The organism is Algibacter mikhailovii, assembly GCF_014651495.1.
In the GTDB taxonomy this organism is placed as follows: Bacteria; Bacteroidota; Bacteroidia; order Flavobacteriales; family Flavobacteriaceae; genus Algibacter_E; species Algibacter_E mikhailovii.
Genome location: NZ_BMWZ01000006.1, coordinates 158,026 through 174,560, shown reverse-complemented (window position 1 = coordinate 174,560; position 16,535 = coordinate 158,026). Strand labels below are relative to the sequence as shown.

Sequence of the window (16,535 nt, the reverse complement as noted above, 5' to 3'; positions counted from 1 at the left end):
GCCTATCGCTTTTTATATATGTTATAATTGATTTTTCTCATATATGAAATCAATTCATAGTAAATTTGATCTGTCATTGAAACTAAACCACAATTAGCGTTCTCTCCATTTCCACGCCCCGCAGTAGTTGAGTTTGCCCACATAAACCAATGTGCTCCAACGCATTTAGGGTTACGTAATGCACCTTCAATAAAATTTATATATTTTTCTCCTCTATTTCTTTGATTAGAAGCGTAGCCCAAACCAGTAAAAAATTTACCAACATCTAAGGCACCAAAATTAAATTCTGAAACAATAAATGGTTTATCTAATTCTTTAGGTGGATACGGATACTTTTCTATTTCATTCTCATAAGCATTAAAAGACAGAATATCGAGATACTTTGCGGCAATGGTAACATTTATTTTGTTTTTATGATTCCCATGCCATCTGCAACCAATATACATTTTACCTGGAGCATAATCATTTATCAATCCTTTAGTTATTTGAAAGTATTGCTCAACCATGAGCTCATAATGTTTAGTATTGATTTCTTTTATAGTATGTAATTTAAGCGTATGTTCTGACACCTTGGTATTAAGAAGCTCCTCCCAACTTTTAAAATCCCCACCCGTTTTAATATTAAAATTGGCTATAGTTTTCAAATCCTTTTGGAGTAGTTTGATATATACTTGTTTTCCCGAAGTTTTAGGCCCTTTGGCTAGCGTATTATTGGCTAAGCTAAATGGTGTTCCCCAGTGAATTTCATTGTTGATAAAAAAGCCAAAAAAATAAGGGTCGTCTTTAACAAGAGCTGCTTTTTCTTTTATTTTTTTTGCTGTAATTTCTTTCCATTTAGGATCAAATACATCAGGAAACTTATCATTAATTCCAGGAGAAATAGAACTTGTAATAACGGTATAAGGTAGTTTTTTATTTTCTGGTTGCCTAGCTACAGTTTCTACAGACCAACCTCCTAAAGTATTGAGGCCCCAACTCTTCATTCGGTTTAAGGTAATAGGGATATATTTTTCTTCAGCGTTTTCTCCATACTTCTTATATAAATTTTGTAAGCCATATAGATATGAGTTTTTAGAAAAGAATTTTTTATGTTCTGAATTCTTTTTAGGAAGGTTTTCAAAAAAATGTTCCCTCTTGTTATAGGGCGTAGCGACTTCTAATTTACCAGCGCCATTAATTCCTGTTGACCAAAACAAACTTCCAGATGGATCAATAATCCACCATTTTCCATTTATTTTCTGCGTTCTAAAATGCCCTGTTGCCTCAAATTTAGGCCCATTGGCAAAACCACCAAACCTATTCCACTCCATTGAACCTGGATGCTTTTCAAGGTCGCCCTTTTCTTTTTTAAAAGCTGCAGTAAATTGATTGTCGTTCGTAATTTTTCCTTCCCAAGTGCCATGCTTGTATTGTCCATATTCATTTATGAAAGGAAAGAATACCCCTTTGTTTGATTTATAAAGGTCTGGTAGACCCTGACGATTTTTGAATAAATGCTTTAGAACTATCTTTCTATCAAAATCCTGCTTTGGAAAAACAATTTTAAACCCTTTGATATGCTTAGCATCTATACCGTCAAAATTTAAAATCACACCATTTGGTAAACCCTTCATAACCGGAAAATCAGACTCCTGTGGGTAATCAGAAATATTTATTTTATCTCTAATTAAAACACAATTATAAATCAAGCTTTCTTTAGGTTGAAGAAACCCAATATGCTTGTTCTTTACTTTTTTAGTTTTCTTTCCTCGTTTAGGATTATCGTATAAAATTTCAGGCTCAAACCTTACTTCTTTGGTTGTATGATTCTCTAATTCTAGGCTTAAAAAAACCCACTGGGTTAAATCCCAATATTTGTTTTTAGGCAAAAATGTAATCATGCCATCTTCACCTTCCTCTACATTAATTTCTAAACCGTGTGGATGCTCCTTAACAAATGTGTTATTGCTCAGATAATACTGTTTATCAATTATTCTTAAATCGTAAATACTTTCACTATTTACTCTCTGAGCAAATCCAGAAAATGAAACCGTAATTGATAATATTAAAAGTATATTTCTCATTTCTATCGATACAAAATAAATTGTTGGGATTGTACTTTATTCTTTGCTCTAATTTTTAAGATATAAATACCATTCTTCACATTATTTGGTATTTTAATTCTATCATTATTCCTGAGCGACTCTTTGAGGGTTGAATAAACTTGCTTCCCCATGATATCAAAGACACCTACCTCAGCATTTTGATAATCCTGTGCTATAGTTAAGTTAATATCACCTTTTACTGGGTTAGGATAAATTCTGAATATATTTTGGATGTTATTAAGCTTATCAATTTCTAATGTATTTTCGGCGTTAAAAGCGTTGCTAGCACCAATATTTGGGATAACATGTGTCACATCCACTTTTTCTCCAAAGCTATCTGCGATAGGCTTATCTGAAATATCAGAGAATATACCTGAGCCTGCCAGAGGAAATGAAGGTTCTGGAAAACTTTTTCCTTTATCTATTGCTGGACTTCCAAATTGAAGGATGTAATCTTCTTTTATTTGCCCTCCTTCATTTACAAATACTGGAGATCCTGTAACAGAATTTGTTCCAAAACTTGTAAAATCATCATGAATATCGCCTTCTAATAAGTTATTCTCCATAATAAAAGAACCACTTCCCACATCAATAGAAACACCGGGCTTCCCGCTAGGGTCACTTACCGAATCATACCCAATTGTTGCTCCATTTGAAGCTACAAATATGTTATTGTAGACATAAGTATTTAAAGCATAGATTGAAATACGAGGTGTATAAATACTATTATTTAAGAAAATTGTGTTGTTATAAATATAGTTTTCATCGGATCTGACAGCTGGTTTTCCTGTACCAACATAACCAGAAATCCATAGTGTATAGCCATGAAAATCTCTAAAACCATCATTCATACTAACATTAAATCTATAGACTGAATTGTAATTATTTCCTAAAATTTCACAAAAGCCACCTTCACTATCTTCACTATAATTGTATTGAAATATGATGTTCTTGTTGTTGAAATCCATATGCATACCATAAGAGTCTCCTGGACCGCGTATGCTATATGACCTGTTATATTGTGCTACAACATTACGGCAACTCCAAACCCACATGCCACTACCTCTACCTGCAAGACGTCCTTCTACTCCATCACTATAACCTGTATGATCAAAATCATTATTTTCAACGAGGGCCTTATGCACCTTAGATAGGATAACGCCAGACCCACCTGTTTGAAAAAAGGTGTTGTTTTTAATTACAAAATTTTGATTTCTATTTATAGCATCATCAGCCTCGTCTGTATTCCCTTTATGAATAGCCCAAACACCGGCTTTACCAATATGTGTGAAATAGGAATCTTCAATTAACACATCTGTAATGGCCACATCTAAATCTGGTTCGTTCTCTTCTGATTCAAATCTGATACCCGTAGCTTTTAAAGAGTTAAATTCAGATGGTGGCGGAATGGTTACTCCAAAAACATCTGATACTTTAACATCTCTGAAGATTAAATTACTTGTAACTCCTCCCCATTTATTAGCCACCACTTTAATTCCAAAGCTGGTTTCCTCGCCATAGGTATATCTACTTCCATCTTTTCTATCATTTTTTACCCAAATCTTTGTAATCAATAAATTACTTGAATTGGTTAATGTAATAGCTTCAAAATAATCACCACCTGTAATATCTCCTCCTGAGCCTGAAATAATTGGGTATTCATCATTAACATCGCCATAACTAGAAATTTCAATTAATTCGTCGGTTGTACCTGATCTGTTCACAATTAAATGACCATAAAAAGTATCACCTCTCTTGAATAAAATTTTATTTCCTGGAAGTACCCAACCGCTGCCTGAATTGTTGGCCAAAGCCTGTGAAACTCTATCTAAAGTTTTCCAGGAAGAACTTTCAGATAAACCATCATTGTCATCATTACCGTCATTACTGATGTAATAAATATCTGACAGCAATGGGTTAGGGTTTGGATCAGGAACGTTGATTATTTCTTGGGTAATTTTAAAATAATCTAAGGAAATACTAACGTTTAAATACTCCAACTTAATTGTGTTACTTCCGGCATTTAAATTGACCTCTAAACTAGTCACTTGAGCAGCCCCTTCAAAAGCCCAGTTTGAAGGCTGCAAGGTTACCGTTGAACTTGAACCATTTACTTTCAAAGTAATATCCTGTGCTTTTCCGCCATTAAAATGATATACCTCCAACCTATAAAGTCCTGCTTCAGGAATTCCGTTAGCACTAAATGCTAAGGATGATGTATTCTTTAAGGCTATAAATGTACCTCCGGAAGCATTAGCATTGTTCTTTACCTCATAATTCCCAGTAAAGGTTGTTGTTTCCGCCTCAATATTAGTATCTAATTGAGCCATTGACAAATACGAGGTTAAAAGAAAAATAAGAAGATTAATGTTTTTAATTGAAAACATGCTTTTCATAATTAATTATCTGTATAAAATAAAACGCGTTGTTTGCACTTCCTGACCATCAGAAATTCGAATAAAATAAATGCCATTTTTTATAGAATTAGGTAATTCTATTTTCATATTTTGATTAGGAACTACCTTAGAAATGCCATAAACAAATCGCCCTTGAACATCATAAAATGACACATCTGCCTCAGAAATTGGCTTTAATATTTGAATATTAACATCTTCTTTAACAGGATTAGGGAATAGTTTAAAAACTTTTGGCAGTTCATTAAAATTTTCAATGCCAAGTACATTTGAATTATGAGAATTACTTGCTCCAATATTTGGGTTTTTAGTAGGATTTACTGCATTTCCAAATCCATCATCTGATGCATTTGATGTTATATTAGCAAAAATGCCTTGCCCTGCCATTGGAAATACTGGTGGTGTAAACTGCTTACCAGCATCTTTTAACACACTAGTGTTACTTATATCATATATATCACTTGAACCATTAGCATCTCCTGGTGATTTTCCAGGTGGTGATGAAAATGATGGCCAAGCATTATCTAATTTCGCGTTGTCCTTATTTTTAAAAGATGCATTTATGTTGCCTTGAAACATATTATTTGAAACTTCCAACACACCTCCGTTTTGCATATCCTCCAAAAACCCATTAACACCATCTTCGTTTCTTATTCCCATGGAACTCCCGTTTAAGTACATAAAAACATTATTATAGATGTATGTATCCTCGGCGAATATTGAAATTTGAGGCGTCAATGCTGCATTATTAACATAAACCGTATTATTATAAACATAATTATTTCTCGAAGGCACAGGGGTTTTCCCTGTTCCTACATAACCAGATAACCATATAGTATAATTATGATGCGCTGTTCTGTGTCCATCATTTACACTTACATTATGTCTAAATGTAGTGTTATCACAGTCTCCTAATATTTCAACAAAACCGCCATCAGTGTCTTCACTATAGTTGTATTGAAAAATGACATCTTTACAAAAGAAATCAACATGACCACCAGCACCATAGGTATCACCAAACCCTTTGTTTCTGTATTGTTTATTGTATTGGACAATTATATTCCAAGAATCCCAAATCCAACAGCCTTCTCCTCTTCCAAATAAGCGGTCGGAGGCATTGTTTTTATCACCTAAACCTATATCATGATATTCATTATTTTCAACCAATCCATTATAAACTGAAGCAAAGACTACACCGTCTCCACCCATATCTTCAAAATGATTGTTTCTTATAATATAATTCTGATTTCGTTCTGAAGGTCCGTTAGAATCATAGCCTCCTAAATGCCTTATAGTAATTCCTGAACCTCCTAAATTTTTGAAATAACAGTTCTCAATTAAAACGTCATCTATTCCAACTTCAGTAGCTCCTGGCTCTGTTGATCCATCATGGTTTTCTTGAGAATCAAAAAAGAAGGCTTGCGCTTTATAGTTCTCAGTGTCTACAACGCCTTCCCAGTTAATCATATCAACACCATAAATGTTTACAAATTCAAGGTTTCTAAACGTAAGACCTTTTGATCTACCTCCCCACTTGTTTGCTGTTAAATAGATACCATATGATTTATTTCCAGAACCATTCCATCCAAGACCTACTTTCCTGTCATTAGTAATGTGAAGATCATTCATAAGAATATGACTGGTATTTGTCATTTTTATCACTTCAGCAGCATCACCATCATTATTGTTCCCCATATTAGCACCAACACCTGTTAAAATAGGCTTGTCTCCTGTGCCATAACTACCAATTTCAATGGGGTTTTCTTCGGTTCCTGAACAACCAATAATCAATTGGCCAATAAATGTATCTCCCTTGTTGAATAGTAATTTCCCTCCCGGTTGTAATAGACCTCCTGATTGAGTAACCGAACTTGCTTTAGTTAAGGTTTTCCAAGGTGTACTTTCTGAAATTCCATCATTGGCATCATTTCCATCGTTACTAACATAATACGTATGAACAATGGGTGCCGGAATTTCCGTAGTGACGGTAAAATAATCTAAATGAATATTTTGAGTCATCCGCGTAAACGTAAAAGTATTTGTGCCTACATTTAAATTCACATCCACACTTGTACGTTGAGCTAAACCTTGATATTCCCAATTAGACGGACTTAGAACAAGAGTTTCGCTAACATCGTTTACTTTAAAGTCAACATTTTGACTAGCTGCATTATTAAAATAATAGATATTTAACTTATATGAACCAGCATTAGGAATACTATTTACCGTTATTTTTAAAGAACCATTTGGACCATTTTTCAATAAAACCCATGCTCCGCCAGAGGGGCCTGATGCATTTCCAGTACCCGGTTTTAAAACTGTAGTGCCTGATAATTCTGTGAAATTTGTAGTATCCTCAGCCTCTATTTTAGTATCTAATTGCGCAAAAGATACTGTAGAGATTGTGCAAATTATTAATAAATTACAAAGTATTTTTCTTATCATAAACTTAGGCGTTTTTAAGCACCCTAAGCTACATGAATGGATTGTGGATTGACATTTAACTGTTATCCTATCTCACTTAAATATTATCAAAATATGAGAAGAAGAATTCTTTTCTGATATTACTTTTGGCATCAAAAAGTTCGTGATTCCTTTTATCGCCCTCATTTGCAGTTCTATATCACCATACCATTACCCACAATCTAACTGAAAAAACACCGAAGTATATGGAATTGCTAAATCCGTCTTAATCATAAGAACATTAACCAATTTTGCTGAAGTATCTAATTCTCCTAATATATTTTCAGGCAACATCGCCATCGCATATAGCAATTTTCTAATAGTTCTATTCTTTAATATTATTTTTCCATTTATTAAACTCTTCAATTCGCTTTGTCTTGGTGTCATTATCAAAAAATCGAGCACCTTCTCCAATCACATCATGATCTCCTAATTCTATTCTACCAGCTTCCATCAAGGCCATCAATTCTTTTACTTTTTCAGGATTTTGGTAGGCCAAATTGTGTTGTTCTTCTTTGTCGTTCTTCAAATTAAATAATTGTATTTCTTTAACGGCATCTATTTTTCTGCCTCTCCATTTCATATAACCAGGTTTTTCAACACGAGGTATTACTAATTTCCATTGATCATCTCTTACACCTTGTAGATGAGTATACGCGTAATAATAAAATTTATCGTGTTTACTATTTCCATTATTTTGAATTACATCGTTAAAACTTTTTCCATCAATAGTTAATTCCTGTGAAATTTTTGCCCCGGAAATTTCAGAAAAAGTTGGTAGAAAATCCATTGTAGTAACCAATTCATCATTAACAAGACCTTCTTCAATTTTTCCTTTCCATCGCATAATTGCTGGTACGCGAACACCACCCTCCCACGTTTGTGCTTTACTACCTCTAAGCGGAAATGCACTGCCCGCATGATCTCCTATTTTTTCTTCAATCCATGGGCCATTATCAGACACAAAAATCACTAATGTATTTTCTTCAAGTCCTTCCTCTCTTAATGTTTTTAGAACCTCTCCCATACTCCAATCCAGTTCTTTTATAACGTCTCCATATAAACCTCCTTCAGACTTCCCTCGAAATTGTTCCGAAGCACTAATAGGAACATGCGGCATATTATGAGCTAGGTAAAGGAAGAATGGCGATGTTTTGTTTCGTTTAATAAAATTTATGGCCTCTTTTGTATACTTTTTTGTGAGCTGCCCCATTTCCTCAACAGTATTAACCACCATCAATGTATCATTATTTCTCAATATATGACTTCGATGTGGAGACTGTTCTATTAATTTTGAATTCCCATTGTATTTGGGAGTGCCGTAGTAATAATCAAATCCTTGTTTTAAGGGCATTTGTACTTGGGTTTCTCCGGCATGCCACTTGCCTATACAAGCAGTTCGATAGCCTTTAGTCTTTAATACTTCAGCTATGGTAATTTCTTTGGGATGCAATTTTGGATGAAAACTTTTTGAATTACCCGGTTCTGCAACTCGAATTGGATAACTTCCTGTAAGTAATGCCACTCTGGATGGCCCACAAAGTGGCTGGGCATAAAAACTGGTAAACCGCATGCCCTCTTTAGCCATAAGATCCAAATTTGGTGTTTTTATATTTTTCGCTCCATAGCACCCTACGTCATTATAGCCTTGATCATCTGTTAAGAAAATGATGAAGTTTGTTTTTTGTTCAAATGAGTAATCAGATTCTTGACTCATACCTCTACACGTGAGAAGAAATAATAAAAGAGTAGTTAGAATCATTGATTTTTTCATAAATATTTTTTTAATCGTCAAATGACTTTCCATCTGTAACTCCTTCCCAATCATCAGTTCTAAAAGGAGAGGCCGGTAATCCTTCCTTATTGTATAAATTAAATTCAGCAGGATTCATAGACCAAGCAAATCTTACTGCTACAGGTTTATTAACGTCATCAGACCAAACGATAATTTGATTACCATCTAATTTTGCTTTAGCCCAATAGAATTTTTTATCGTCTCCTGCTATTTCAAATTCATTGATATAACCATGTTTATTCTTGACTAGAAGCCCTGACCCTGCATGATCAAAACTAATAATGACTTTATTGTCTTCTATTTGCATAGATTGATAAATGGGTCCTGAATGAACTATATCCTTACCATAGGCAACTTTGAGTGCAGAAAACATCAGTCTATTCCCAACATCTTGCTTGTTTAAAGGATGAATATTATTGGCGTCACCTATATCAATTGCTACCGCCATTCCTGTATTTATAACACGTAATGTTTTGGTTTGCGATTCACGCAATTCTGCCCAGGCATCCTCTTTTGGAGTGCTTTTAGCTACTTGAAAATTAGCCAATTGAACAAACAGAAACGGAAAATTGCCTTGACCCCAATCTTCTCGCCAGTTGTTAATCATATTTGGGAAGGTTATCTCATATTCCTTTGATCTTGGTGTATTTGATTCACCTTGATACCATATAGCACCTTTAATTCCATATGGAATAAGAGGATGAATCATGGCATTGTAGAGTAAGCTAGGCACATCGTTTGGTAATGGTTTAAAATCTGGTATAACTTTATCTACCTTCATTTTCCAATTTCCACTTAATGGGATCTTCTTTTTTCCCATTTGAAAAAACAGCTTATTAGCTTTACTTGCAAACCCTCCCTTATAATACTTATCTTCAACACGAACCGAAATATTGTTTTTTCCAACCTTTAAAATTTTAGAAGGTACAGCATATACTCGCTCAACATTATTACTCCAGTTCATTCCACCAATTTTTTGGCCGTTAACCCATGTGATGTCTGAATCATGGATTTTACCTAAGTGTAACTGTGCTCCACTGCCTATGTCGGTTTCAGTTAAGTTAAAATCGATACTAAACCACACAAGACCATTCAATCTTTGGTAACCAGCATTTTCCCATAAGGTTGGAAGTTCAATGGTATTCCAAGTACTTCTATCTGTATTTGGTTGCATCCAATTTTCCTCCATACCCAATTCTTTTTCTGGAAATTTGCCTATGGCTTTTTTTAGATTATCCTCAAATTTTTGTGACGCTGTTGTTTCGTCATAATGATCTATTCTTGTTCCAAAATCTCCATATTTTGGAAGTTTTGTTATAGACGCTTTAGAGGTCCAGGTCTCCACACATGTAGCTCCCCATGATGTATGTATCAAACCTATGGGAACATCAATTTCTTTCTGTAGATCTCTACCAAAAAAATAACCTGCTGCTGAGAAATTTTTTATTGTTTCTGGTGTACATACCTTCCATGATGCATTTGCTATATGATCTACAGGGGTATTACTAACTGTTCTGGGCACTTCAAAAAGTCTTAAGTTGGGATAATTTGCCGCCTTTATTTCATTCTCAGCATCGATACATTCTGACACCTTCATTTGCATATTTGACTGACCAGAACAAACCCAAACATCACCAATTAAAATATTCTTAAGTTCTATCACATTATTGCCATGAACTGTCATAATTAATGGCTCTTTTACTGCTTTCATTGGGTCTAAAACTACAGACCATTTTCCAAACGTATTGGCCTTGGATTTTTGTTTTTGTCCATTGAAACTAACCATTACTTTTTCACCAGGTTCTGCATTTCCCCAAATCTTTAAATTGAGATTACGTTGCAATACCATGTTATTAGTAAATATATCTGCAACGATTACATTGGCTAAACACAGTTGAGTTGAGCAGAAAAAAGTTATAAAAATAAAACATATATTTTTCATAGTTGTCTTTAATAGTTTAGTTCTATTTTTTGCCCTTCATCCATAAAATGTTCTCCCTTAAACTTATGCGGTTTATGATTCCCCAACTGAAGGGTTTTTAACTCCAATTTTCCATGAAGAACTTCTAAACCAATTTCATAATCGCTACCGTTTTGCACTATTTCGAACATGCCCCAAGCAGATCCTGTAGACCAAAAATACTTACCTGGCTTATCCGTGAATTTGATAAATTTATCAATTGCTGAATATTGAAATTCACTTTCAGCAATAACACCTGCCCATGAAGCCATTGCTCGTGCATAATGGTGTCCACATTCTGCTTCATCAAAAGGATTTCTTTTTAAGCCATTATAACGATCTCTAATATTTTTGATGTTATCTAATCCTTCTTCCTCCATTCCTTCATATAACATTCCAATCGCTGCAGTATATTCAAATCCGGTCATAACTTCCGACCAATAAGGGAACGGAATAGTTGGACGTCCTCCATTTGGCCAACTTGCCATAAGCAAAGCCTTCTCATCTCCCATGGCATAGGAACGCATATTGTTAAAATGCTCGTACATGCCATCTCTTTTATTGTATTTCAGAATGCTTTGCAAGGCCGTTTTTACATTTTCTTTTTTTACCAAATACCCAAGCCCTAATACATGCGCCATATATTGCCCAACTAATTGATCTACCAAACATCCAGTTTTTAATTGATAATAAGGATCATTTAAATCCAATCCTTTTAATCTGTGTTCTCCGACCAATCCTTTAGCAATTGCTTCTTTGCTTTCTGGAACTTGTGTTTTATGTACGTAATATTCTCCATTAAATAAATTGGCATCTGTCCATTCGGATCCATATTCAAATAAATGCTTGCATTTTTTAGCAAAGGATTTGTCTCCCATAAATTTGGCCATTTCTTCTGCTGCTCTCAGTGCACCTAAATACCAGATTTGCATTTGTGGATTAGGACCATAGTACTCAACATCCATAGTGTTATGTTGTACGCCTTCCATAACACCATCTACATCACCATCCCAACCATTTTCAATCCAAGCATACGCCAAAACCGTTTTTATTTTTGGCCAATGCTTTTTTAAGAACTCGGAATCCCCAGACAATTGCCAATCACGATAAAACTTCATGATGGTTCCCATTTGTCCATCTGCCGCGGCTAAGTCAATTCCTGATGCTTCTTTTTGCAATGGAAGTTCTGTTCTAAAGCCCATATGTCCATGCTCATCTGATGCATATTCAAATTCTACTTCACGCATTGTTTTTGCTAAGTCGTTAAAAAGAAATGGGGTTGCCTGTTCATAATTCCATACATGCGTACATGATCCAAAGCAAGAACCTTCTCTATCCATAACACCTTCCCAACCAAACATTTTTCCATCTTCAGTTCTAAAAACTGTTTGAGAACGTAGAGTACTTAAGTTAAAAAGTGCCGACTCTTTTATTTCTTCTGGATAAGAACTAGCTATTAAGTTGTTAGTAAATTGTAGTGTTTTTTCTGTTAAGGCAGGCAAACGATCTATTTCCTTTTCTATCACATCCCAAGCATCAACATATTGGGTTGAGTAAAAGTTTTTAAGTTTTTTGGTAGACCAGGCATATCTGTTAGGAAAATTCCAAGTTAAATAAAAAGTAAAGGTCTTCGTTTCTCCGGGTTTTAATGATTTTTTTACTGCCAACGAAGCCAATGGATCTATATCGTATTGTTTATCTTTTTCGGTTAATAAACCATCTGCACTAAAATCATCCCAAAAATTTAAAGTACTATTATACCAATCGTTCTTTGTAGAACTCGTTCTATAGGTTATTTGATTGTCACTTTCGTTAGGTGAAGAAATGGCAAAGGTTCCCCATGCAGAATCGTTTATATCGACACCTTCTGAGTACATGTATATTCCTTTAAACTTCTCTGTGGCTCTAAATTCATTCTTATTGTCTTTTGCTCCAATAGGAATAAAATCACCTTTCCAATCAGAAGTGTGTTTGCTACCATCTTTACCAATGAAATTTCTAATATTTCCAGAAATAGAAACTTCCAAATCCTCATTTGTTGTATTTTCAACTTCATATTTTAAAATTGCCATGGGAATTCCTGAGGCATCGGCGTCTGCAGGTATAAACGGATTGTAACCCACAACTTTTACGTTGACTGGCATGGTTTTATCCGATAGACTCACTATTCCGAAAGGATAGCTTGCTTGAAAAGAAGCATTTCTAAATCGTGGAAAACCGTGATGGTCAACAGACCTTCCTTCGTAATGCTGATAATCTGCGGGATTAATAGGACCTAACAAGGCTTTGGTGTTTGGCCTTTCGTTTTTCTTTCTCGTATATATAGCAAAAAAGGGAGCATCGTTACCCGTTGTTACAGTACTATATCCTTTGGCAGGCACATTCATTACTTCCCAATCTTTTAATTGACCAGAACCTCCTAATGAGACAGTTCCTGTTCCAATTCCACCAAGAGGCAATGCTATTCTGTACAGATGATTTTGGTCATACTCTTTTAGGATACTAATTTTCTCGCTGAGTAATTCTGTTTGCCCAAAAACACTCATTGTAAACGTCATAACAAAAGCTGATAAAAAACATCTCATACAATTAACTTTTAAAAATACCATTCAGGCATCTGTACAACACTAATAAATAACAAATACTATTACTTAATTTCTATAGCCCCCATATCTGGCAACCCTGTTATTTCATTTCCTAAAATGTCCTTTTTAACCTTAACACCAATGAACAAACCTTTTTTATCTCCTGGAATTAATGGGATTTCAATGCCTTTATTTTTGATTAATTTTGAATTAGTAGGAGTGTAATCTTTAATATGTTTTCCTCCTGCATTTACAAATTGAGGATTTCCTAGAATCGGTGATTCATCTTTTATAAGAACTCCTGTTGGCCAATTTTCTGCTTTTAGAAATAAATTGTTTTCAAAGACAACATTGCGTAATGTAGCTTCACCGGCTTCTTGTGGTTGGTATTGGTCCCCTAAAACAGCCTTACTTTTTCCTTCTATGTAAAAGATATTGTTTGCTACTAAAACTCCTTCTGCAACTTTGGCTACAGCCATTTTTGCAACAAGATCATTTTTTGTGTAAATGGTATTATTGTAAAAATAGGAATTATAAGGACCATGTCGTTTTCTGTCCTTTCCAACAAATCCACTTAGCCAAAATATTTTTCCTTCTTGAAAAGCAATACCTTTCTTTTTAACGCGATGTCCATCATTTATACTTATATTATAGCGATAGGCACAGTTCCAGTTATTTCCTAATATTTCTGCAAATCCTCCGGCATTGTTTTCACTTACATTATATTGTACAATTACGTTTTTACAATTAAAATCGATATGACAGCCTGCTGAATCGGCAGGGCCATTGGCATTTCTAAAACTGTTATGCTCTATAATCATAGTATCTAGTCCCCAAGTCCACATTCCGCTACCTCGACCCCATTTGCGAGTATCGTCATTAGAACCAGAATAATTTATATCATTTCCTTTTACAAGGCCATTTGTAATTCCACTAAATTGCATTCCTGGGCCACCAGTTTTAAACACTTTGTTGTTTAGAATATTCAGATTGTTAATTCGTCCGTTGATTTTTATTCCGGTATGCGCTACATTCTCAATTCGATTTGATTGAACAAATACATCTTTTAAATTTGATTTGTTTTTAATTAAAAACCGAATTCCCCAGCCATAACTTTGCGTTCCATTAGCACTTTTTACTTCATCTTTTCCTCGTTGAAAACCTGAGTTTTCAAAAAACACATTTTTTATAGTACAATTCTCAATGGAAATATTTGAATAGTTACCTGATTCAATCGAGGTGTAAAGAATCCCACAACGCATTCCTTTTTTAGGCTTTTTGCCTCCGTCTGCCATAATTGTTATTCCTTCTATTTTGATATGACTGCAATCGGTCAGTTTAATTCCGTTTAGAAACCCTTTTGCGTTGATGGTTGGTTTTTCTTTATTATCACTGAGATAACTGGAAATTATAATTGGTTTTAGTTTTTTTCCTTTCAAGTTGTTCCAAACAATAGTCCCTTTGAATTCTTGCCCGCTCGCTAATAAAATATTATCTCCTGGTTTAAAACCAAAACTGCTTACTTTAGAAAGTGTTTTCCATGGTTTTTGAGGACTTATGCCATTGTTTTCATCACTTCCTGATTTGGTATTTACATAGTAATCTGTTGCAAAAACTGAGGTGCTTAGAAAAAGTAATACTGAAATTGTACTTATTTGTTTTAAAATACTCATAACGTTATGATTATTAACAATTAGTCTTTAAACCTATCTTCCGAAAAACGAGGATCAGGGTTAGCCATTCGATATTGAATAAAATCACACAAGATTTCAAATTCCCTACTGTTCTCCATAAAGGGATGATTCTTCATCTCTTCCAATATTTTAATTGGATTTCTTTCGTCATAATTAAAATCCTTATTAATATCATTTTCTATCTGAGTAAAACCTGTGGTTAACTTTTTATTCAGAATAGAAGCCGAATGCTGATTTCTAACAATATTATTCTCAAATTTTGTAATATTAGGATAACTATCTCCCCAATCTTTAAATTCTATAAGTGTGTTTTCTATTTCAGAGATTGGTTTATCTGGTATGATGATAATATTGTGATGAATTTCAGTGTTTTCAACTGGCCCCGTAATGTGAAATATTGGTGAAAAGAACCTTTTATTATGTGCTTTATAGGGTCGTAATCCGTCGTTAACACTTAAGTTATAGCGAATTTTGGTATCTCTAGTTCCTATATTATGGGGCTGACCTAAAGTTTTACCGTTATTACAAACCAACATAAAACCACCCCAATTATCAAAACTATAATTGTATTGAAATATACTGCCAATACAGTTGAAATCAGCATCAAATCCTTGTCCATCCCATTTCGCTCTATGATCACTAACCGCATTAAATTGAATCAATGTATTATCTGAACTCCAGGGCCAGATTCCTGCTGCAGCATCTCCCACGGGCATACTATCTATGCCGTTTCTAATTACGTTATATTCGATTATAGCGCCGTCACAACCTATAGGAACTATACCATCTCCTGGAATATTTTCAATCAAGTTTCCTCTAATTACAACTTCTAGGCTAGGATGCCATTCGGTACGAAAAGCATAGCCTCGAGAGTTCATAGCGTTTCGTTCACAATCATGAATGTAGTTATTGAGGATTTGTAAATCAATAAATCGAGTTTTTATTTTGTGGCCTTTGTTTTCCCAGAGTATAGCTGAACCTCCTCCCTTTTTCTTTTCAATTACCCCATTGACGTGGTGGATTTCTAATCCTTCTAAAACAATATGATGACAGTCTCCAAAATCTTCAGCGCGAATAATAACACCTCTTCTTTTCGCTTTTGCAGTTTTGCCTTGGTTTGTGATTTCTAAATTTCTAACCTCCCAATATTCAACGTTATATAATAGTAAAGCGTATTCCTTATAACCATTTCCATGAATAACGGGGTTTGCTCCTTTACCATATTTGTCAATTTGAATGACCTTTCCTTCTGCTCCAGAACCTTTTGGGCGTAGCACTTCATTATAACTAGTCCCTGCGGCGATAAGAATTTTATCTCCAGGTTTAAACTTTTGTTGGTTTACTTTCCAGAGTGTTTTCCATGCTCTATTTTCGCTTTTACCATTATTTTGATCATTTCCCGTTATGGAATTCACATAATAAATACTGGTATCATTATTTTGTGCATGGCATTGGAACAAACATGTAACCCCAATAATTAGGAAAAAATATCCTAAAAACGCTATCTGGAAAGGTTTACTGTTTTTCATCTATTTCAATT

Annotated in this window: 8 protein-coding genes; all 8 read right to left on the bottom strand. The window is 34.5% G+C overall.

Going from position 1 to position 16,535, the window contains the following annotated elements; translation table 11 throughout:
* Positions 1-2 precede the first annotated feature (2 nt).
* The 8 genes from IE051_RS13610 to IE051_RS13575 all read right to left on the bottom strand — a co-directional run bounded on the left by IE051_RS13610 (position 3) and on the right by IE051_RS13575 (position 16,524).
* Positions 3-2,063: a hypothetical protein gene (locus tag IE051_RS13610; RefSeq protein ID WP_189361567.1), complete on the bottom strand. Its 2,061-nt coding sequence runs from the start codon at positions 2,061-2,063 to the stop codon at positions 3-5.
* Positions 2,064-2,065: 2 nt separating this feature from the next.
* Complete coding sequence (locus tag IE051_RS13605) at positions 2,066-4,471, bottom strand: T9SS type A sorting domain-containing protein (protein ID WP_189361565.1); 2,406 nt, start codon at positions 4,469-4,471, stop codon at positions 2,066-2,068.
* A gap of 15 nt (positions 4,472-4,486) precedes the next feature.
* Entirely contained in the window at positions 4,487-6,943 is a 2,457-nt protein-coding gene (locus IE051_RS13600; RefSeq protein ID WP_189361563.1) for a T9SS type A sorting domain-containing protein, read from the bottom strand.
* Between the two features lie 343 nt (positions 6,944-7,286).
* Positions 7,287-8,735, bottom strand: a complete 1,449-nt coding sequence (locus IE051_RS13595) for a sulfatase family protein (RefSeq protein WP_229796814.1) — start codon at positions 8,733-8,735, stop codon at positions 7,287-7,289.
* Between the two features lie 10 nt (positions 8,736-8,745).
* Positions 8,746-10,698: a sialate O-acetylesterase gene (locus tag IE051_RS13590; protein ID WP_189361561.1), complete on the bottom strand. Its 1,953-nt coding sequence runs from the start codon at positions 10,696-10,698 to the stop codon at positions 8,746-8,748.
* A gap of 8 nt (positions 10,699-10,706) precedes the next feature.
* Positions 10,707-13,301 (bottom strand): GH116 family glycosyl-hydrolase, encoded by a 2,595-nt coding sequence (locus tag IE051_RS13585; RefSeq protein WP_189361559.1) that lies wholly within the window; start codon positions 13,299-13,301, stop codon positions 10,707-10,709.
* A 62-nt stretch (positions 13,302-13,363) separates the two neighbouring features.
* Positions 13,364-14,974 (bottom strand): right-handed parallel beta-helix repeat-containing protein, encoded by a 1,611-nt coding sequence (locus tag IE051_RS13580; RefSeq protein WP_189361557.1) that lies wholly within the window; start codon positions 14,972-14,974, stop codon positions 13,364-13,366.
* A gap of 20 nt (positions 14,975-14,994) precedes the next feature.
* Positions 14,995-16,524 (bottom strand): right-handed parallel beta-helix repeat-containing protein, encoded by a 1,530-nt coding sequence (locus IE051_RS13575; protein WP_189361555.1) that lies wholly within the window; start codon positions 16,522-16,524, stop codon positions 14,995-14,997.
* Between the last annotated feature and the right edge of the window lie 11 nt (positions 16,525-16,535).